The organism is Streptococcus sp. Marseille-Q7087, assembly GCF_965111935.1.
This window is the reverse complement of the sequence record NZ_CBCOPJ010000001.1, coordinates 1,101,541-1,121,070: the sequence shown is the minus strand read 5'-3', so window position 1 is coordinate 1,121,070 and position 19,530 is coordinate 1,101,541. Positions and strand designations below refer to the sequence as shown.

The window sequence follows — 19,530 nt, the reverse complement described above, 5'->3', positions numbered from 1 at the left end:
GCCATGAGAGTTCACTTTATTTTACATGAAACCTTTGAAGTGCCGGGCGCTTATCTAAAATGGGCGCAGGAGCGTGGTCATCAGGTGACCACAACCAAGGTTTACGAAAAAGAACTTCTTCCGGAAACTATTGACGGAATTGATTTTCTGATTGTGATGGGAGGACCTCAATCGCCAGATGAAGATCGAGAAGCTTTTCCATACTACGATCCTAAGTCTGAGCTTGCTTTTATGAAAGAAGCGATAGCTGCAGATATCTATATTGTTGGGGTCTGTCTTGGTGCCCAGCTCTTATCTGTTGCCTATGGTGCAAAGTATGAGCACAGTCCAGAACGTGAGATTGGGGTTTATCCAATAACGCTTACTGAAGCTGGTTTAAAAGATGAACATGTCAAAGTTCTTGGACCGACTCTAAATACAGGACACTGGCATGGCGATATGCCAGGATTGACAGAAGATGCTGTTGTTCTTGCGACCAGTCAAGGGTGTCCACGTCAGATTATTCGCTTCAGTCCTAAACACTATGCCTTCCAAGCCCACTTGGAATTTGATTCAGAAGCAGTTGATCTCTTGATTGCTACTGACGGTGAAGAAGTTTTAAAAGAACAAAGTTCAAAATTAACCTTTGTTCAAAAGCCTAAAGCTATTCGTAACTATGCTTATCGAGAAATGAATGCAAAACTCTATGCATTTTTGGATTCATTAACAAATTAAATAAAAATGAGAGGATGGGTTAACCGTATTCGCTGAACTGAATAATGGTTACTCTCCTCTAAATCATCAAAATTAAGAAAGAAAGGAATTGAACCCACCCTAAAAGCAGTGGTAAAAAGATAGTTGGTCTAGCGAGCATCGCTCACTGCGCCTAACTCTTATTTTCCATTCGCTTTTTGACGGGTTTGGTATCTTATATTATGTCTATCCATATTGCTGCTAAGCAAGGTGAAATTGCTGATAAAATTCTTCTTCCTGGAGATCCTCTTCGTGCGAAATTTATCGCTGAGAACTTCCTTGAAGATGCTGTATGCTTCAATGAAGTCCGTAACATGTTTGGTTACACAGGGACTTACAAAGGTCAGCGTGTATCTGTCATGGGTACTGGAATGGGAATGCCATCGATCTCTATCTATGCGCGTGAGCTTATTGTTGACTACGGTGTGAAGAAATTGATCCGTGTGGGGACTGCTGGTTCTTTGAATGAGAATGTGCATGTTCGTGAATTGGTCTTGGCACAAGCAGCTGCAACCAACTCAAACATCATCCGAAACGACTGGCCTCAATACGATTTCCCACAAATCGCTAGCTTTGATTTGCTAGATAAAGCTTACCACATTGCCAAAGACCTCGGTATGACGACCCATGTCGGAAATGTCTTGTCTTCTGATGTCTTCTATTCAAACTACTTTGAAAAGAACATTGAACTTGGTAAATGGGGTGTAAAAGCTGTGGAAATGGAAGCGGCAGCACTATACTACCTTGCTGCTCAACACCATGTGGATGCCCTTGCCATTATGACCATTTCTGATAGCTTGGTCAATCCAGATGAGGACACAACTGCTGAAGAACGTCAAAATACTTTCACAGATATGATGAAGGTTGGTTTAGAGACCTTGATTGCAGAATAAGAAAAAAGGTTTCCTTTAAAGGGAAACCTCTTTTTTATGAAGAAAACGGTCAAGTTCTTTTTGATTGTTAATAATCGTGATTTTATCCGCATAGTCAAGGCAGATTTTTTGATAATGTGCCTTGTGAGAGGGACTACGACCGTCCCAAAGAATCCATCGGATAAATTCCCAGTTAAATTGTTCAGGACAACCGTCTGCCATACTCTCTCTAACTTTTCCTCTATATTTAAGATAACGCATAAAGGCTCTATACAAGCAGTTCCAAGCTGAAAAGTTTAGAAAGATAATCTGGTCAGCCTGCTTCATTCTTTCCTCATAGCAACACCAAGAGTAGTTACCATCAATGACCCAATCCTCATGTTCAGTAAGGAAAGTCCCCATTTCATTTAACATCCAATCGTGGTCGCTATCATTCCATCCAGGTTGAAATTGTAGGGTATCCATGTGGAGTTTTGGGATGGAGTAGTAGTTGGAAAGTTTTTCAGTCAGGGTAGATTTGCCTGAACCAGAATATCCGATAATTGCTATTTTCATGATATGCTCCCAAAATATGGCACAAAAAAAGCTCCGAAGAGCTCATTTCGTATGCGGTTCTTGATTAACCAAGTTTAGCTGCAAGACGTGCTTTATCACGGTTAGCTTTATTCTTGTGGATCAAACCTTTAGTTTCTGCTTTATCGATGGCTGAGCTAGCAGCACGGTAAAGTTCTTCAGATGGGTTTGCTTCAAAAGCTTTGATAGCAGTACGCATAGCTGATTTTTGAGCTGAGTTCTTTTCGTTTTGTTTAACGTTCAATTCAGCGCGTTTGATAGCTGATTTAATGTTTGCCAATGTTCTTACCTCCATATTTACTAACTATACCATTATATCTGAAAACTATTATTTTGACAAGGGGAAATCACTTTTTTAAATAAATTTCATCAATTTCATGATTTTTAGATTTATGAAGAATGACTTCTGCCCGATTTCTAGTCGGTTCAATATAGTTTTGTAGATTGGTTAAATTAATACTAGTCCAAACCTGATGAGCAAAATCTTTGACTTCGCTGATTGGTTGTTGGGTGAAGCGATAGTAATAGTTGCTTGGATCATCTTGTGCAAAACTGAGAAGTTTTAAGAAACGGTCCAAATACCAACTCTCGATATCCTCAACTGCAGCATCTACGTAGATTGAAAAATCAAAGAAGTCTGTAATGTAAAGACGGCTGTTATGAGGGGTTTGAAAGACGTTGATACCCTCTACGATGACAAAATCCGCTGCTTGAACTCTTTGTGTTTTATCAGGTACGATATCATAGATTTCGTGAGAATAAACAGGAATGTCAACATCTTGCCCGTTTTTAAGTTGGTCAAGAAAATTAAGTAGAGCTTCCATATCATAGCTCTCAGGGAAACCTTTTCTATTTAGAATGTTGCGCTCATTTAAGATGCTATTAGGATAGAGAAAACCATCAGTCGTAACTAATTCAACACTTGCTTCTGGAAAAATACGAGAAAGCAGAATTTGTAAGAGTCGACTAGTAGTTGACTTTCCGACTGCTACACTACCTGAAATCCCGATAATAAAAGGCTGATTTTTACTCTCTCTTTGGAGAAAAATTCCCTTTGAAAAGGCTAGATCTTCCTTGGAACGTTTGTAGATTTGAATAAGGTGAGCCAGCGGTAGATAAATATCTGTTACATCTTGGAGACTGATCTGGTCATTGAAACTCTTAATCGAATCTAATTCCTCCTCGGTTAAAGGAGGTGTTGTCTTACGATGTAATGATTGCCAAGTTCCTCGGCTGATTTTTTCATAATGTAAAAATTCGTTGGTCATAAAATTTCCTCGTTTGATATCTCAGTATACCATAATTTACAGAGAAAGACATCTGAATCATTTGAGAAAAAGCGCTTTCTTTGTTAAAATATAAGTAGTATAGCAATCAAAAGAGGTGATGTTATGAGACTAGTAGTGAGTGATAAATTTATAAAACTGGCTAGCTTACTGGTTGTGATTCTGTGGTTATCTCCGACTTTGATTGAGTTTACTGTGACTTTAGGAAGTCAAACCTATAGTTGGTCTGCCTTTGTCTTGTTATTCTTGCTACCAATTATTGGTTTTATTTACTTGATTCTCACCATTTTAACAAGAAAATGGTGGCTTTTCTTCTTTGGTCTAGCCTGTATTTTTTCCTTTGCTATCACTATGGCATTGGGTTCTTACTTGCTTGGCCCCTAAGGGATTAGGTAACTTATACTATTTTTTAATAAATCAATGGCAAACAAAAGCCTTTGTTGTCATGTAAACGATTTACAATTAACTTATTTATGTGGTAAAATGAAACTATGAGTAAAATGTATTATGCAGAAAATCCAGATGCGGCCCATGATGTTCATGAACTTAGAGTTGAGCTACTTGGGCAAAAGATGATATTTTTGACAGATGCTGGTGTCTTTAGTAAAAAAATGATTGATTTCGGAAGTCAGTTGTTGTTAAGATGTCTCGATGTCGAAAAAGGTGAAAAAATTCTGGATGTTGGTTGTGGCTACGGTCCTATTGGCTTGTCTTTAGTCAAGGCTTATGGTGTCCAAGCGACCATGGTTGATATCAATAATCGTGCTCTGGATTTGGCGCAACAAAATGCAGTAAAGAACAAGGTTCAAGCGACTATTTTTCAGTCCAATATTTATGAGCAAGTAGAAGGACAATTTGATCATGTCATTTCGAATCCGCCTATTCGTGCAGGGAAGCAAGTCGTCCATGAAATTATCGAGAAGAGTATTAACTATCTCGTAGATAGTGGTGATTTGACCATCGTTATTCAAAAAAAACAAGGAGCTCCAAGTGCCAAAAACAAGATGGAAGAAGTTTTTGGCAATTGCGAAGTTGTAAAGAAAGATAAGGGATATTATATCCTTAGAAGTGTGAAAGAATGAGAGCAGTAGACCTAATCCAGAAAAAAAGAGATGGGCAAGAACTTAGCTCAAGCGAAATTCAATGGCTGATTGAAGGTTATGTCGCGGGAACTGTTCCTGACTACCAGATGTCAGCTTTTGCCATGGCTGTTTATTTTAAAGGCATGACCACTAGAGAGATTTCTGACTTGACCATGAATATGGTGAAGACAGGTCAAGAATTTGATTTATCAGCTATTAAGGGTATAAAGGTTGATAAACACTCTACTGGTGGAGTGGGAGATAAAGTTACTTTGATTTTAGCTCCCTTAGTAGCTAGTTTTGGTGTTCCAGTAGCTAAGATGAGTGGTAGAGGTCTAGGACATACTGGCGGTACGATTGATAAACTAGAATCTATCAAAGGATTCCAAGTCGAACGCAGTCAGGATTACTTTATCAAACAAGTTCAGAATATTGGAGTTTCAGTTATCGGTCAATCAGACCAACTAGTCAAAGCGGATAAGTTGCTCTATGCACTACGAGATGTCACTGCGACAGTTGATACGATTCCTTTGATTGCTAGTTCTGTCATGAGTAAAAAAATCGCTGCTGGAGCCGATGCTATTTTGCTGGATGTTACAGTTGGTGAGGGTGCCTTTATGAAGACAGTTGCTGAGGCACGTGAATTGGCTCAAACCATGGTAAACCTTGGTAAGGCTGTTGGCCGTAAGACAGTAGCAGTCATTACGGATATGAGTCAACCTTTAGGACGTGCCATTGGGAACCGCTTGGAAATTCTAGAAGCACTAGAAATTCTTCAGGGTAAAGGACGCGAGGATATTAGCCACTTTATCTGTGAGTTAGCTCAGATTATGCTTTCTCTGGCAAATGTTGAAAAAACAGTCGAGGAAGTAAGGCAACATCTTGAAAATGGTCAGGCACTTAAGAAGTTTGAAGAGATGGTCATCGCTCAAGGTGGGGATTTAGACGATCTTTATCGACCGGTAAAAGTGGACCATATAGTAGAAATTCCTGCCCAGGAAGACGGTATTATTGAAGTTCTTCCAGCTATGGAGTTCGGCCTTTTTGCCATGAGATTAGGTGCTGGTCGTGCTGTTAAAACTGATGCTCTTGACTATGAGACTGGGATTGTTTTTGAGAAGAAAATTGGTGATTCAGTCAAAAAGGGTGAAATTGTCGCAAAAGTATATGCTAATGGCAAAATTTCTCCTGAACTAGTTACAGATTTTCAAAAATATGTTAAAATTAAAATAAGTGACGAAGTGATAAAAACACGAGAAATTATAGAAATTATCTCCTGATTTAAGGAAAATCCGAAATGAAATTAAATAAATACATTGATCATACGCTTTTAAAGCAAGATGCGACAGAACAACAAATCGATCGTTTGTTGTCTGAAGCTAGAGACTATGATTTTGCTAGTGTCTGTGTAAATCCTTGCTGGGTTTCTCACTCAAAGGCAGGACTTGAAGATACAGATGTGAAGGTTTGTACAGTTGTCGGCTTTCCTCTTGGTGCAACTACGTCAGCTGTTAAAGCATTTGAAACTAAAGAAGCTATTCAGAATGGTGCAGATGAAATTGATATGGTTATCAATGTTGGTGCACTCAAATCAGGCTATGCGGACTTGGTTGAATCAGATATTCGAGCAGTTGTTGAAGCGAGTGGAGACAAACTTGTTAAGGTCATTATTGAGGCTTGTTTGTTAACAGAGGAGGAAAAAATTCTGGCTTGCCAACTGGCTCAGAAAGCAGGAGCGGACTTTGTCAAAACTTCTACCGGCTTCTCAACTGGTGGCGCAACACTACCAGATGTAAAATTAATGCGTCAGACAGTTGGACCTGATATGGGTGTTAAGGCAGCTGGTGGCGCTCGTTCTTATGCAGATGCAGTTGCCTTTGTTGAAGCGGGGGCTACACGAATCGGAACATCTTCTGGTGTCGCAATCCTCAAAGGAGAATTGGCTGATGGCGACTACTGAGTTGATTGATTTAGCGATTGAGACTAGTAAAGAGGCTTATGTCCCCTACTCACATTTTCCGATTGGCGCTGTTTTGGTAGCCAAGGACGGAAGTATCTATACAGGGGTTAACATTGAAAATGCTAGCTATCCCTTGACCAACTGTGGCGAAAGGACTGCTATCTTCAAGGCAGTTTCTGAAGGACAACGAGAGTTTTCAGAATTGATTGTCTATGGGGAAACTGAGAAACCTATTTCGCCTTGCGGTGCTTGTCGCCAAGTCATGGTCGAATTTTTTAAACCAGATCTAAAGGTGACTCTAGTCGCCAAAGATAAAACGACGGTCGAGATGACGGTCGGGGAATTACTTCCATATTCGTTTACAGACTTGCATTAGTCTGCGTCACTCCTTGAGTGACAAGGTCCTTGTGACCAATCTATCCATACTTGCAACTTAGTTGCGCATCTTATTTAGGAGGTTCAGTAATGAACAAGAAACAATGGCTAGGCCTTGGTCTAGTTGCAGTAGCAGCATTTGGACTTGCTGCATGTGGTAATCGCTCTTCTCGTAACGCAGCTTCATCTTCTGATTTGAAGACAAAAGCAGCTATCGTTACAGATACTGGTGGTGTTGATGATAAATCATTCAACCAATCAGCTTGGGAAGGGCTTCAAGCTTGGGGTAAAGAGCACAATCTTTCAAAAGATAATGGCTTTACTTACTTCCAATCAACAAGTGAAGCTGACTACGCTAACAACTTGAACCAAGCAGCTGGAAGCTACAACTTGATTTTTGGTGTTGGTTTTGCCCTTCACAACGCTGTTGAAGAAGCAGCAAAAGAACACGCAGATAAAAACTATGTTTTGATTGACGATGTCATTAAAGATCAAAAGAACGTTGCCAGCGTAACATTTGCTGACAACGAAGCAGCTTACCTTGCTGGTGTAGCAGCTGCTAAAACTACAAAAACTAAACAAGTTGGTTTTGTAGGTGGTATGGAATCTGAAGTTATTTCTCGTTTCGCAGCTGGTTTCAAAGCTGGTGTTGAGTCAGTTGACCCATCTATCAAAGTACAAGTAGACTACGCTGGTTCATTTGGTGATGCCGCTAAAGGTAAAACAATCGCTGCAGCTCAATACGCTGCAGGAGCAGACGTAATCTATCAAGCAGCTGGTGGTACTGGTGCAGGTGTCTTCTCAGAAGCTAAATCTTTGAATGAAAGCAAAAACGAAGGCGATAAAGTTTGGGTTATCGGTGTAGACCGTGACCAAGTTGAAGAAGGTAAATATACTTCTAAAGACGGTAAAGAAGCTAACTTCGTGCTTGCTTCTACATTGAAACAAGTTGGAACAACCGTTCAAGATATCTCAAACAAGGCTGAAAAAGGTGAATTCCCTGGTGGTCAAGTTATCGTTTACTCGTTGAAGGATAAAGGTGTTGACTTGGCAGTAACTAACCTTTCTGAAGAAGGTAAAAAAGCTGTTGAAGATGCAAAAGCTAAAATCCTTGATGGTAGCATCAAAGTTCCTGAAAAATAATTGATGGAAGTCATTTCTTAGGAAGCGGCCTTGGGCCGCTTCTTTAAGAATTGGGGCAAATTAATTTTGTCTCAATAGAGCTTGTTAAGATTTCATTTTAACAAGTTTTATTGAAATAAAATAAAACTCTGAAAGGAAGAGCACATGGCACACGAAAATGTCATTGAGATGCGTGAAATTACCAAGGTTTTTGGCGAGTTTGTCGCTAACGACAAGATCAACCTAGAACTTCGCAAAGGTGAGATTCATGCACTTTTAGGAGAAAATGGAGCTGGGAAGTCTACGCTTATGAATATGCTAGCGGGGCTACTTGAACCAACTAGTGGTGAAATTGTGGTTAACGGTCAAGCTGTGAAACTAGACTCTCCGTCAAAAGCAGCTAGCCTAGGAATTGGAATGGTTCACCAGCACTTTATGTTGGTAGAAGCTTTCACTGTTGCTGAAAATATCATTTTGGGAAGTGAATTGACCAAAAACGGTGTGCTAGATATTGCTCGCGCAACTCGAGAAATCAATGAATTGTCTGAACGCTATGGTTTGGCGGTAGATCCCTCTGCTAAGGTAGCGGATATCTCTGTCGGAGCTCAACAACGTGTTGAGATTTTGAAGACTCTCTATCGTGGAGCAGACATTCTTATCTTTGACGAACCGACTGCTGTTTTAACACCATCAGAAATTGATGAATTGATGGCTATCATGAAGAACTTGGTCAAAGAAGGTAAATCAATTATCTTGATTACCCATAAGTTGGATGAGATTCGTGCTGTATCTGACCGTGTTACAGTTATCCGTCGTGGTAAATCTATCGAAACAGTTGAAATTGCTGGTGCAACTAATGCTGACTTGGCAGAAATGATGGTGGGACGTTCTGTTTCTTTCAAAACTGCTAAAGAAGCATCACATCCAAAAGAAGTTGTTCTTTCTATTAAGGACTTGGTTGTAAATGAAAACCGTGGTGTTCCTGCTGTTAAAAATCTTTCACTCGATGTTCGAGCTGGTGAGATTGTCGGAATTGCTGGGATTGATGGTAATGGACAGTCAGAATTGATCCAAGCTATCACTGGACTCCGTAAGATTGAGTCTGGTAGTGTGGAGTTGAAAGGCCAGTCTATCGTAGGTTTACACCCTCGCCAAATTACAGAAATGAGTGTGGGCCACGTTCCTGAAGACCGTCACCGTGATGGTTTGGTCTTGGAAATGATGATTTCTGAAAATATCGCTCTTCAAACCTACTATAAGGAACCTCTTAGTAAGAAGGGAATTTTAAATTATACCAATATCATCGGGTACGCTAAGCAATTAATGCAAGAATTCGATGTGCGTGCTGCTAGTGAGATTGTTCCAGCCTCAGCTCTTTCTGGAGGAAATCAACAAAAAGCAATTATCGCTCGTGAAGTTGATCGAAATCCTGATCTCCTCATCGTCAGCCAACCAACTCGTGGTTTGGACGTCGGTGCCATTGAGTACATTCACAAACGCTTGATTCAAGAACGTGATAATGGAAAAGCTGTCCTCGTAGTCAGCTTTGAACTAGATGAGATATTAAATGTTTCAGATAGAATTGCCGTTATCCATGATGGTAAGATTCAAGGGATTGTAACGCCAGAAACAACCAACAAGCAAGAGCTTGGAGTCTTGATGGCTGGTGGTGAATTGGAAAAGGAGAAGAGTGATGTCTAAAAAATTACAACAAATTTCGGTTCCCTTGATTTCTGTTATTTTAGGAATTCTACTCGGAGCCATCGTCATGTGGATTTTCGGTTACGATGCTATCTGGGGTTATGAAGAACTGTTCTACACAGCCTTTGGTAGTGTTCGAGGAATCGGTGAAATCTTCCGTGCCATGGGACCTTTGATTTTGATTGCTCTCGGATTTGCAGTTGCGAGTCGTGCTGGTTTCTTTAACGTCGGGCTTCCAGGACAAGCACTCGCTGGTTGGGTTATGAGTGGCTGGTTCGCTCTTTCAAATCCAGATTTGCCACGTCCATTGTTGATTCTTGCGACAGTTGTCATTGCGTTGGTGGCTGGAGGAATCGTTGGAGCCATTCCTGGTGTTTTAAGAGCCTATCTTGGAACATCTGAAGTTATCGTAACCATTATGATGAACTACATAGTTCTTTATGTGGGAAATGCCTTTATCCACCACTTCCCTAAAGAAATCATGCAAAGTACTGACTCATCAATCCGAGTAAGTGCAAATGCAACATATCAAACACCTTGGCTTGCTGAGTTAACAGGAAACTCTCGTATGAACATAGGGATTTTCTTTGCTATCATAGCAGTTGCGGTTATATGGTTCTTGCTCAAGAAAACAACTCTTGGTTTTGAAATCCGTGCAGTTGGTCTCAATCCGAATGCTTCTGAATACGCAGGTATTTCTGCCAAACGTACCATTATTCTATCAATGATTATTTCTGGTGCCCTTGCAGGACTTGGTGGAGCAGTAGAAGGACTTGGTACCTTCCAAAACGTCTACGTTCAAGGTTCATCATTGGCAGTTGGATTTAATGGTATGGCGGTAAGTCTGCTTGCTTCAAACTCACCAGTTGGAATTCTATTTGCAGCCTTCCTTTTCAGTGTTCTTCAAGTAGGTGCTCCTGGTATGAATGCTGCACAAGTACCATCTGAGCTTGTAAGTATCGTTACAGCCTCAATTATCTTCTTTGTCAGCGTTCACTACATCATCGAACGCTTTGTCAAACCAAGAAAACAACTTAAAGGGGGTAAATAAGGATGTCGATTACAACAATGTTAACCCTTATGGTTTCTTCAATGTTGATTTATGCAGCACCACTTATTTTCACAAGTATCGGAGGAGTTTTCTCCGAACGTGGTGGAGTTGTTAACGTTGGTCTTGAAGGAATCATGGTCATGGGTGCCTTTTCTGGAGTTGTTTTTAACCTTGAATTTGCTCAAGATTTGGGAGCACTAACTCCTTGGTTGGCTCTCTTAGTTGGTGGATTAGTTGGAGCTATCTTCTCGCTCATTCACGCAGTAGCTACAGTTCATTTCCGTGCAGACCATGTTGTCAGTGGTACCGTACTTAACTTGATGGCGCCAGCCTTGGCAGTTTTCTTGGTGAAGGTACTTTATAACAAGGGCCAAACGGACAACTTAACGCAAACTTTTGGACGTTTTGATTTCCCTGTTTTGGCTAATATCCCAGTTATCGGAGATATCTTCTTTAAGTCAACAAGTTTACTTGGTTATCTAGCAATTGCCTTCTCATTCTTAGCATGGTTTATCCTCTTTAAGACTCGCTTTGGACTTCGTCTTCGTTCAGTTGGTGAACACCCACAAGCAGCAGATACTTTGGGGATTAATGTCTACAAGATGAGATATCTGGGAGTTGTGATTTCAGGATTCCTTGGAGGAATCGGTGGAGCTATTTACGCTCAGTCAATTTCTGTTAACTTCTCAGTTACAACTATCGTCGGACCTGGATTTATCGCACTTGCTGCTATGATCTTCGGTAAATGGAATCCTGTTGGTGCTATGCTTTCAAGTCTCTTCTTTGGGCTATCACAAAGTTTAGCAGTTATCGGTTCTCAACTTCCTTTCTTGCAAGGAGTTCCAGCCGTTTACTTGCAAATTGCACCATATCTTTTGACCATTGTCGTACTAGCAGCCTTCTTTGGTAAAGCAGTTGCACCGAAGGCAGATGGTATCAACTATATCAAATCTAAATAATATAAAAAAACGTCAGTTTCAACTGACGTTTTATTTTTTTGGTTCTTGGTGTGTTATGTTAAGTCCCCAAGGAATGAGATTTTCTGTTTTACTTTGGATCCGTTTAATGTTGTCCTTGTGTCGTACAATTACTAGACTTGCAAGAGCGATAATAATCAATGTGAAGAGTAGGTTATAACTAGTTAAAATAAATCCAAATAGAGGAAACAGAAGGACGCCAATAATTGCAGCAATAGCAGCTGAAATACTAGAGAGAGAAATCATACTTCCCAGATAAAGGATTCCAAAGAAAATGACTGCAAGGTAAAGGCAAAAGAGAGGAGCAAATCCGAAAATGACTCCAGCGCTAGTAGCGACAGCCTTGCCACCCTTGAATTTGGCAAATATTGGAAAGGTATGCCCAATTACTGCTAAGAGTCCAAAGACGATAGGTGAAACTCCCTGCACTTGGAAGATGAGTGGAAGTAGAGTCGCCAAAGTACCTTTGAAGAAATCAATGGCAAAGGTTGCCATACCAGCTTTCTTCCCAAGGATTCGAAAAGTATTGGTCGTTCCTGTATTACCGGACCCATGTTCTCTTAGATTGATATTAAAGAAGGCTTGTCCAATCCAAAGTCCTGAAGGGATTGAACCTAATAAATAAGCTAAAATTAATAATACTATTGTCATCATGTTTCTATTATACCATGAAATGAAAGAGAATCCGAACTAAATTTTTTCTCAAACTGTGACATCTGATACTTGAGATAAGTAGAAAAAGATACTTATGAGTACTTTTGTTATTAGAAATCAATGAAAAGTTTTAAAAATTCATGAAAATATCTGAAAATCCTTGCTTTTGTGTTTATTTATGCTATAATAGGAACAATTATTTTTAGGAGGTGGAGTATGTCTTACTTATTCGAGATATTACCAAGTTTATTGAGCGGTGCGACAATGACTTTACAAGTTTTTGCACTGGTCTTACTCTTTTCAATCCCTTTAGGCATTTTGGTTGCCTTTTGCTTACAGGTTCATTGGAAACCCCTCCATTACATGATTGATGTTTATATCTGGGTGATGCGTGGAACACCCTTACTTTTGCAGTTGATTTTTATTTATTATGTCCTGCCAAGTATCGGAATTCGACTTGACCGAGTACCAGCGGCTATTATTGCCTTCACGCTTAATTATGCAGCTTATTTTGCAGAAATATTCCGTGGAGGGATTGCAACCATTCCTCAGGGGCAATACGAAGCAGCCAAGGTTTTGAAATTTAATCCTATCGATACCGTTCGCTACATTATCTTGCCACAGGTGACCAAGATTGTCCTACCAAGTGTATTTAACGAGGTTATGAGTTTGGTTAAGGATACTTCTTTGGTATATGCACTCGGTATTTCAGATTTAATCCTAGCCAGTCGAACTGCGGCCAATCGTGATGCTAGTTTGATTCCGATGTTTCTAGCGGGAGCTATCTATCTTCTAATGATTGGTGTTGTTACAATCCTAGCTAAGAAACTTGAGAAAAAGTTCAGCTACTATAGATAGGAGGTTATCCATGTTAGAGTTAAGAAATATCAGCAAAAAATTTGGAAAAAAAGAAATTTTATCCAATTTCAGTTTAACAATTCCTGAAAAGCAGATTTTGGCCATCGTTGGACCTTCTGGTGGTGGGAAGACTACCTTGCTTAGAATGTTAGCTGGACTTGAAACCATTGATTCAGGTGAGATTTTTTATAATGGAGAATCCCTACCTTTGGATGAACTTGAAAAACGACACTTGTTAGGATTTGTTTTTCAAGATTTTCAGCTGTTTCCGCACCTTTCCGTTATGGAGAACTTGATTTTGTCGCCAATCAAGACTATGGGTATGTCTGGATCAGATGCTAAGAAGAAGGCGGTAGAATTACTAACTCGTCTAGGTCTTGAAGCACACGCGGATGCTTATCCATACTCTTTATCTGGTGGTCAGAAGCAACGGGTTGCCTTAGCACGTGCAATGATGATAGATCCAGAAGTGATTGGGTATGATGAACCAACTTCTGCCCTTGATCCAGAGTTGCGTCTCGAAGTTGAGAAACTGATTTTACAAAATCGAGAATTAGGCATGACTCAAATTGTCGTAACCCACGATCTCCAGTTTGCAGAGAATATCGCTGACCAAATTCTCAAAGTAGAGCCTAAGTAGGAGGTGTCTATGAATCGAAAGAAAATCAGCCTTGTTTTGGTATTCTTTCTGGCTTTTTTCCTTGTAGGATGCACGCAAAAAGCTAGCAATCCTAAAGTAGATAATTGGGAAAAATATCAACAACAGGGAACAATTACCATAGGATTTGACAATACTTTTGTTCCCATGGGTTTTGAAGAAAAGAATGGGCAATATGTTGGATTCGATATTGATCTAGCCCAAGCTGTTTCTGAGAAACTTGGCTTTAAGGTCCAGTTTCAACCCATTGATTGGGATATGAAGGAAACAGAGCTTCAAAATGGAACTATTGATGCTATTTGGAACGGCTATTCTGCGACAGATGAACGTCGTGAGAAGGTAGCTTTTACCATTCCCTACATGGAAAATCAGCAGGTTCTAGTCTCAAAAAAATCACAAAATATCCAATCAGTGTCTGATATGGCAGGGAAAGTTTTAGGTGCTCAGGCCGGTTCTTCTGGCTATCTAGACTTTGAAGCTCAGCCTGAACTCTTGAAAAATATTGTAAAAGATCAAAAGGCTAACCAATATCAAAGTTTTAATGAAGCCTTGATTGACTTACAAAATGACCGGATAGATGCTCTTTTAATTGACCGTGTTTATGCCAATTATTATCTTAAAACTGAAGGAATCATAGACCAGTATGAGATTTTTCCAGCTGGTTTTGAGAGTGAGTCCTTTGCAGTTGGAGTAAGACCAGCTGATAAGACCTTGTTAGCAAATTTGAATAAAGCTTTTAAAGAACTATACCAAGAAGGTAAATTCCAAGAAATAAGCAAGAAATGGTTTGGTGAAAATGTGGCTACAAACCAGGTTAAAGGAAAAGAAAACTAAGATGTATATCTTAGTTTCTTTTTTGGATTGAGGTGGGGGATGTTTTGCTAAAAATGACTTGGGAATAGGTTTTTTAGCTAGAAAAACTTTGCAAAATCCCTAGAAAACCTGTAAAATAGAAAAGATGAACAAATAGGAGGTTCCTTGTGTCAAAAAAGGAAATCAATATTAACAATTATAATGATGACGCCATTCAGGTGCTAGAAGGGTTGGATGCGGTCCGTAAACGTCCAGGAATGTATATCGGCTCCACCGATGGTGCTGGTCTCCATCACCTAGTCTGGGAAATTGTCGATAATGCAGTCGATGAAGCCTTATCTGGATTTGGTGATCGTATTGATGTAACGATTAATAAAGATGGAAGTTTAACGGTTCAAGACCATGGGCGTGGGATGCCAACTGGTATGCACGCTATGGGGATTCCGACAGTTGAGGTTATCTTTACCATCCTTCATGCTGGGGGAAAATTTGGACAAGGTGGTTACAAGACATCTGGTGGTCTCCACGGGGTTGGATCTTCTGTCGTCAATGCCCTCTCTAGTTGGCTGGAAGTAGAAATTACTCGTGATGGAACAGTTTATAGACAGCGTTTTGAAAATGGTGGGAAACCCGTAACAACTCTTGAAAAGGTTGGCACAGCACCTAAGTCTAAGACCGGTACAAAAGTGACCTTCATGCCGGATGCTAGTATCTTTTCTACGACAGACTTCAAGTACAATACCATTTCAGAGCGTCTCAATGAGTCTGCCTTTCTCTTGAAAAATGTAACCTTGTCATTAACGGATAAGCGAACAGACGAGTCAATAGAGTTCCACTATGAGAATGGAGTTCAGGACTTTGTTTCCTACCTTAACGAGGACAAGGAAACCTTGACACCAGTTCTCTACTTTGAAGGGGAAGACAATGGTTTTCAAGTGGAAGTAGCCCTCCAGTATAACGATGGATTTTCAGATAACATCCTGTCCTTTGTCAATAATGTTCGCACTAAGGACGGTGGAACGCATGAGACAGGACTCAAGTCTGCCATTACCAAGGTTATGAATGACTATGCTCGTAAGACAGGACTTCTCAAGGAAAAAGATAAAAATCTAGAGGGTTCTGATTATCGTGAAGGATTAGCGGCCGTTCTTTCTATCTTGGTTCCCGAAGAACACTTGCAGTTTGAAGGACAGACTAAGGATAAACTAGGAAGTCCGCTTGCTCGTCCTGTTGTAGATGGGATTGTGGCTGATAAGTTGACCTTCTTCCTTATGGAAAATGGTGAACTGGCTTCCAATCTGATTCGTAAGGCTATCAAGGCTCGCGATGCTCGTGAAGCAGCACGTAAGGCGCGTGATGAAAGCCGAAATGGTAAGAAAAATAAGAAAGACAAGGGCTTGCTTTCTGGGAAATTAACTCCAGCTCAGTCTAAGAATCCAGCTAAGAACGAACTCTACCTAGTCGAGGGAGACTCTGCCGGTGGTTCTGCTAAGCAAGGTCGTGACCGCAAGTTCCAAGCTATCTTGCCTCTTCGTGGTAAGGTTATCAATACAGCCAAGGCCAAGATGGCTGATATCCTGAAAAATGAAGAAATCAATACCATGATTTATACCATCGGTGCTGGTGTAGGGGCAGACTTCTCGCTTGAAGATGCCAACTATGACAAGATCATTATCATGACCGATGCGGATACCGACGGTGCCCACATTCAAACACTTCTCTTAACCTTCTTTTACCGCTATATGCGTCCACTAGTTGAGGCTGGTCATGTTTATATCGCCCTTCCACCTCTTTACAAGATGTCAAAAGGGAAAGGTAAGAAAGAAGAAGTGGCCTACGCATGGACGGATAGTGAGCTAGAAGAACTTCGCAAGCAGTTCGGTAAAGGTGCTACCCTTCAACGCTACAAGGGTCTTGGTGAAATGAATGCGGACCAACTCTGGGAAACAACCATGAATCCAGAAACCCGCACTCTCATCCGTGTGACGATTGAAGACCTAGCACGCGCTGAACGCCGCGTAAACGTCCTCATGGGAGACAAGGTCGAACCACGCCGTAAGTGGATTGAGGACAATGTTAAGTTTACGCTAGAAGAAGCAACAGTGTTTTAAGTAAATCTTCCTCCTTCAAAATCTTAGCTCTCTAAAAGAGGTATACATCATGATAAGTTTATTGTATCATACTCCTTTTCTTGCGATAGTTTTAGCTATAGGTGCAGTTATGTTTATAACAGCTAAACAAGGAAAACCTGAGAAAATTCGCTTTCTTGAATTCTTACTATTAGCTATAGTAACCGCCTGTGTCTTTTTATTTGATAATCCTTTTAGATCCAATCCTTATGCAGGTTTGCTATTCTATACTTTTGACATTTTTATTTTCACACCAGCTAGCTTAGCTTTTGGATTCACAGCTATTTATAAGAGCAATAAACATCTCAAACATTACCCTAGTAGTTACTCAAAACTTCTTAGGCTAAATGCCTGGTTTTTAGAAATATTTTCAGTTATTAATTTCCTATTTTTAATGCTGACGGAAGAAATGGGAATTATGTTGCTGCTACCTTTTTTTGTAATTAGTTCTATCATTCAATTTATAGTCGGAGAGCTTGAAAGAAAAAGAGTTCAGAAGACAAAGGAGGGTGAACAGTGAACAGTTCTTTAATAATGATATTTTTCTTTTTCGAAATCATTGTTATCGCTGGTATAATTCTTGATGCAATCTCCAATAGAGAGGAAATAGAATATTCAAACTCATTAAGTTCCTTAGTATTTATGGCGTGTAATATTGGTGTGTTCGTATTATTTAATCCGTCTATAGACGACCCCTACTTAGAAGTATTTTTAAGGATATTTTATTTACTAACCCATATACCTTTAAGTTTAACTTATGCGATTACTACTCTTTATAAAAGTATCAAACACATCAAGTATTTTCCTAGTAAGTTCGCTCGGATATTAATATGCAACGTGACGATTATATTTCTCTTCTCAATTGTAAATGTTTTTGTATTTTTTAGAGAAACGAAAGAAATTTATATACTTATTTTCTTGCAAGGCCTTTTTTCAGGAATTCAATTCCTACTTTGGATACTTGAAAGAAAAAGAGTTCAGAAGCTTCTTAAGGAAAGAAATGAAGATGCTGTTATTCAAAACTTAGAGGCAACTGAGGATGAACCACATGAGAACTGACAAGGAAATGCTTGACCTGATTTTAGGAACAGTTAAAACTTTAAAAGTTGATGCTGGCAAGAACTCAAGTATCTCCTCCTCAATAATCTGACGGATGACCTTACTCAGGTCAGTTTCTTTAAGGGTGTGGATGCTTCATATAATTACGAAGGGTATAACCTTTACCAGACAGGGGAGTTATGAAGTTCAAGTAAAGGTGACGATCATCTTTTGTATGTAAACAATCGCTAAAACTATTGGAGGTGCGGTATTGATTACGTTGTTAATGTTGCCTTTTTTCCTTGTTCTCCTAGCTATTTTTGGAATTATATATGATTTAATGACCAATAAAGGTAGAAAAGAGTGTGCTCGCACAGTATCTTTGTTTATATTGAACATCCTCACTATTGGTATCTGTCTAATAGATCTACCCATGGAAAGTAAACCATACTCAGGAACAGGGTTTATCCTATTTTATGTACTTGCTTTTACCCCTTTGATGATTGTTTTCTCACTATATACTCTCTATCGGATTGGAAAACATTATAGGTATTTTAAGAGTAAGTTCGCTATAATACTTCGATTCAATGCTATTTTACTTTTCCTTCTTTCATTAGTAAATACTTTTGTATTATTTAGAAGCTTTAATACATACCATAGAAACGATATTAATTTGTTTTATTTTATTTTAATCGTTTTAGGAATTGGTTCGACTATCCAATTTATAGTCGGAGAGTTAGAGAGAAAAAGAGTTCAGAAGCTTCTTAAGCAAAGAAAAGAAGATCCTGTTATTCAGAACATAGAAGCAACTGAGGATGAACCACATGAGAACTGACCAGGAAATGCTTGACCTGATTTTACAAATAGCTAAAAAGTTACAGGTTGATGCTGTGGCTCTATCTGGTTCGCGTACAAACCAAAAGATTCAAACAGATAAATTTCAAGACTATGATGTGGTCTATATTGTTGATAATCTAGAAGATTTGATTTCGGATTTATCTTGGTTGGACCAGTTCGGCAAACGTATCGTAGAGCAAGAAGTGACTCTTGGACATCGCCGTCTATTTCTCATGCTCTTTGAGGATGGTAATCGCATTGATCTAACCCTCTGTCCTAAAGAACATATGCAAGAATGGGTGGATAGTGAGGCAGATTTTAAAGTCTTAAAGGACAACAAAGGTTTGTTTGAAGTGTATCAGCCTAATCTGAAGCGCTATTGGACTACTCTACCTACCGAAGAGGAATTTGCAGCATCTTGCAATGAATTTTGGTGGGTATCGGCTTATGTCGTCAAGGGAATTCGAAGAGATCAGCTCATTTATACAACGGACCATCTCTACGGTATTTGCCAGCAAGAACTCTTGAAAATCTTGGCTTGGCAGGTCGCAAGAGATAGAGGAGTAGTCGACATCGGTAAGAACTACAAGTACCTCTTTAACTACCTGCCTGCTGAGAAGGAGAAGGAATTCTCAAATCTACTTGATTTCTCAAGTTTAGACAAAATCATTCAATCTTTATTTGCTACGATGTAACTTTTCCACCAAGAAGCTCAAAGACTTGCCCAAAAGATGAGCTTTGACTACGATAGGGAAGTAGCTGAGAAGATGATTGAGTATGCTGAGTCAAAACTTCCTAATTACTAAGAAAGA

The 19,530-nt window shown here is 39.7% G+C and carries 22 protein-coding genes and 1 pseudogene; 19 read left to right on the top strand and 4 right to left on the bottom strand.

Going from position 1 to position 19,530, the window contains the following annotated elements; translation table 11 throughout:
* Nucleotides 1-3: 3 nt before the first annotated feature.
* Together ACWPVF_RS05805 and deoD are read left to right on the top strand one after the other, a co-directional pair.
* A complete protein-coding gene (locus tag ACWPVF_RS05805) occupies nucleotides 4-714 on the top strand; it encodes a type 1 glutamine amidotransferase (protein ID WP_454385803.1) in 711 nt (236 codons plus the stop codon).
* 200 nt (nucleotides 715-914) lie between these two features.
* A complete protein-coding gene (deoD, locus tag ACWPVF_RS05800; RefSeq protein ID WP_414307493.1) occupies nucleotides 915-1,625 on the top strand; it encodes a purine-nucleoside phosphorylase in 711 nt (236 codons plus the stop codon).
* A gap of 15 nt (nucleotides 1,626-1,640) precedes the next feature.
* Here the strand turns inward: deoD and ACWPVF_RS05795 are convergent, their stop codons facing one another.
* The 3 genes from ACWPVF_RS05795 to coaA all read right to left on the bottom strand — a co-directional run bounded on the left by ACWPVF_RS05795 (nucleotide 1,641) and on the right by coaA (nucleotide 3,445).
* Complete coding sequence (locus ACWPVF_RS05795; RefSeq protein ID WP_454385160.1) at nucleotides 1,641-2,159, bottom strand: DNA topology modulation protein; 519 nt, start codon at nucleotides 2,157-2,159, stop codon at nucleotides 1,641-1,643.
* 64 nt (nucleotides 2,160-2,223) lie between these two features.
* A complete protein-coding gene (gene rpsT, locus ACWPVF_RS05790; protein ID WP_029689886.1) occupies nucleotides 2,224-2,472 on the bottom strand; it encodes a 30S ribosomal protein S20 in 249 nt (82 codons plus the stop codon).
* A 52-nt stretch (nucleotides 2,473-2,524) separates the two neighbouring features.
* Entirely contained in the window at nucleotides 2,525-3,445 is a 921-nt protein-coding gene (coaA, locus tag ACWPVF_RS05785) for a type I pantothenate kinase (RefSeq protein WP_045615125.1), read from the bottom strand.
* Between the two features lie 123 nt (nucleotides 3,446-3,568).
* Between coaA and ACWPVF_RS05780 the strand changes: the two genes are divergently transcribed.
* The 9 genes from ACWPVF_RS05780 to ACWPVF_RS05740 all read left to right on the top strand — a co-directional run bounded on the left by ACWPVF_RS05780 (nucleotide 3,569) and on the right by ACWPVF_RS05740 (nucleotide 11,713).
* Complete coding sequence (locus ACWPVF_RS05780) at nucleotides 3,569-3,847, top strand: 1,4-dihydroxy-2-naphthoate prenyltransferase (RefSeq protein WP_454385157.1); 279 nt, start codon at nucleotides 3,569-3,571, stop codon at nucleotides 3,845-3,847.
* Between the two features lie 107 nt (nucleotides 3,848-3,954).
* The gene (locus ACWPVF_RS05775; protein ID WP_142321353.1) at nucleotides 3,955-4,545 is read left to right on the top strand and encodes a class I SAM-dependent methyltransferase; all 591 of its coding nucleotides are present in this window, start codon (nucleotides 3,955-3,957) and stop codon (nucleotides 4,543-4,545) included.
* Nucleotides 4,542-5,825, top strand: coding sequence for a pyrimidine-nucleoside phosphorylase (locus ACWPVF_RS05770; protein ID WP_414307491.1), 1,284 nt, complete (start codon nucleotides 4,542-4,544; stop codon nucleotides 5,823-5,825). Before ACWPVF_RS05775 ends, ACWPVF_RS05770 begins: the two co-directional genes overlap by 4 nt.
* A 17-nt stretch (nucleotides 5,826-5,842) precedes the next feature.
* Nucleotides 5,843-6,505, top strand: a complete 663-nt coding sequence (gene deoC, locus ACWPVF_RS05765) for a deoxyribose-phosphate aldolase (RefSeq protein ID WP_045615120.1) — start codon at nucleotides 5,843-5,845, stop codon at nucleotides 6,503-6,505.
* Nucleotides 6,492-6,881 carry a cytidine deaminase gene (locus ACWPVF_RS05760; protein WP_045615119.1) on the top strand — a complete coding sequence of 130 codons (390 nt, stop codon included), beginning with the start codon at nucleotides 6,492-6,494 and terminating at the stop codon, nucleotides 6,879-6,881. The genes deoC and ACWPVF_RS05760 overlap by 14 nt, the downstream gene beginning before the upstream one ends.
* Nucleotides 6,882-6,970: 89 nt before the next feature.
* Nucleotides 6,971-8,023 (top strand): BMP family lipoprotein, encoded by a 1,053-nt coding sequence (locus ACWPVF_RS05755; protein WP_045615118.1) that lies wholly within the window; start codon nucleotides 6,971-6,973, stop codon nucleotides 8,021-8,023.
* 144 nt (nucleotides 8,024-8,167) lie between these two features.
* Nucleotides 8,168-9,703, top strand: coding sequence for an ABC transporter ATP-binding protein (locus tag ACWPVF_RS05750; RefSeq protein ID WP_045615117.1), 1,536 nt, complete (start codon nucleotides 8,168-8,170; stop codon nucleotides 9,701-9,703).
* Complete coding sequence (locus ACWPVF_RS05745; RefSeq protein WP_045615116.1) at nucleotides 9,696-10,754, top strand: ABC transporter permease; 1,059 nt, start codon at nucleotides 9,696-9,698, stop codon at nucleotides 10,752-10,754. Before ACWPVF_RS05750 ends, ACWPVF_RS05745 begins: the two co-directional genes overlap by 8 nt.
* A 2-nt stretch (nucleotides 10,755-10,756) precedes the next feature.
* On the top strand, nucleotides 10,757-11,713 hold the full coding sequence (locus tag ACWPVF_RS05740) for an ABC transporter permease (protein ID WP_045615115.1): 957 nt from the start codon (nucleotides 10,757-10,759) through the stop codon (nucleotides 11,711-11,713).
* 30 nt (nucleotides 11,714-11,743) lie between these two features.
* On the opposite strand, the gene plsY is transcribed toward ACWPVF_RS05740, so the two are convergent.
* Entirely contained in the window at nucleotides 11,744-12,385 is a 642-nt protein-coding gene (gene plsY / locus ACWPVF_RS05735; protein ID WP_414307489.1) for a glycerol-3-phosphate 1-O-acyltransferase PlsY, read from the bottom strand.
* 216 nt (nucleotides 12,386-12,601) lie between these two features.
* Between plsY and ACWPVF_RS05730 the strand changes: the two genes are divergently transcribed.
* The 8 genes and pseudogenes from ACWPVF_RS05730 (at nucleotide 12,602) to ACWPVF_RS05695 (ending at nucleotide 19,524) form a co-directional block, all read left to right on the top strand.
* On the top strand, nucleotides 12,602-13,243 hold the full coding sequence (locus ACWPVF_RS05730) for an amino acid ABC transporter permease (RefSeq protein WP_006151191.1): 642 nt from the start codon (nucleotides 12,602-12,604) through the stop codon (nucleotides 13,241-13,243).
* A 10-nt stretch (nucleotides 13,244-13,253) separates the two neighbouring features.
* Nucleotides 13,254-13,883 (top strand): amino acid ABC transporter ATP-binding protein, encoded by a 630-nt coding sequence (locus tag ACWPVF_RS05725; RefSeq protein WP_414307488.1) that lies wholly within the window; start codon nucleotides 13,254-13,256, stop codon nucleotides 13,881-13,883.
* Between the two features lie 9 nt (nucleotides 13,884-13,892).
* Nucleotides 13,893-14,735, top strand: a complete 843-nt coding sequence (locus ACWPVF_RS05720) for an amino acid ABC transporter substrate-binding protein (protein ID WP_414307487.1) — start codon at nucleotides 13,893-13,895, stop codon at nucleotides 14,733-14,735.
* 146 nt (nucleotides 14,736-14,881) lie between these two features.
* Nucleotides 14,882-16,825 (top strand): DNA topoisomerase IV subunit B, encoded by a 1,944-nt coding sequence (gene parE, locus ACWPVF_RS05715; RefSeq protein WP_414307486.1) that lies wholly within the window; start codon nucleotides 14,882-14,884, stop codon nucleotides 16,823-16,825.
* A 49-nt stretch (nucleotides 16,826-16,874) separates the two neighbouring features.
* The gene (locus ACWPVF_RS05710) at nucleotides 16,875-17,363 is read left to right on the top strand and encodes a hypothetical protein (protein WP_454385151.1); all 489 of its coding nucleotides are present in this window, start codon (nucleotides 16,875-16,877) and stop codon (nucleotides 17,361-17,363) included.
* Nucleotides 17,360-17,902, top strand: coding sequence for a hypothetical protein (locus ACWPVF_RS05705; RefSeq protein WP_414307484.1), 543 nt, complete (start codon nucleotides 17,360-17,362; stop codon nucleotides 17,900-17,902). Before ACWPVF_RS05710 ends, ACWPVF_RS05705 begins: the two co-directional genes overlap by 4 nt.
* A gap of 265 nt (nucleotides 17,903-18,167) precedes the next feature.
* A complete protein-coding gene (locus ACWPVF_RS05700; RefSeq protein ID WP_414307675.1) occupies nucleotides 18,168-18,716 on the top strand; it encodes a hypothetical protein in 549 nt (182 codons plus the stop codon).
* Nucleotides 18,706-19,524 (top strand): annotated as a pseudogene (locus ACWPVF_RS05695) (aminoglycoside 6-adenylyltransferase). Before ACWPVF_RS05700 ends, ACWPVF_RS05695 begins: the two are co-directional and overlap by 11 nt.
* Nucleotides 19,525-19,530: the final 6 nt, after the last annotated feature.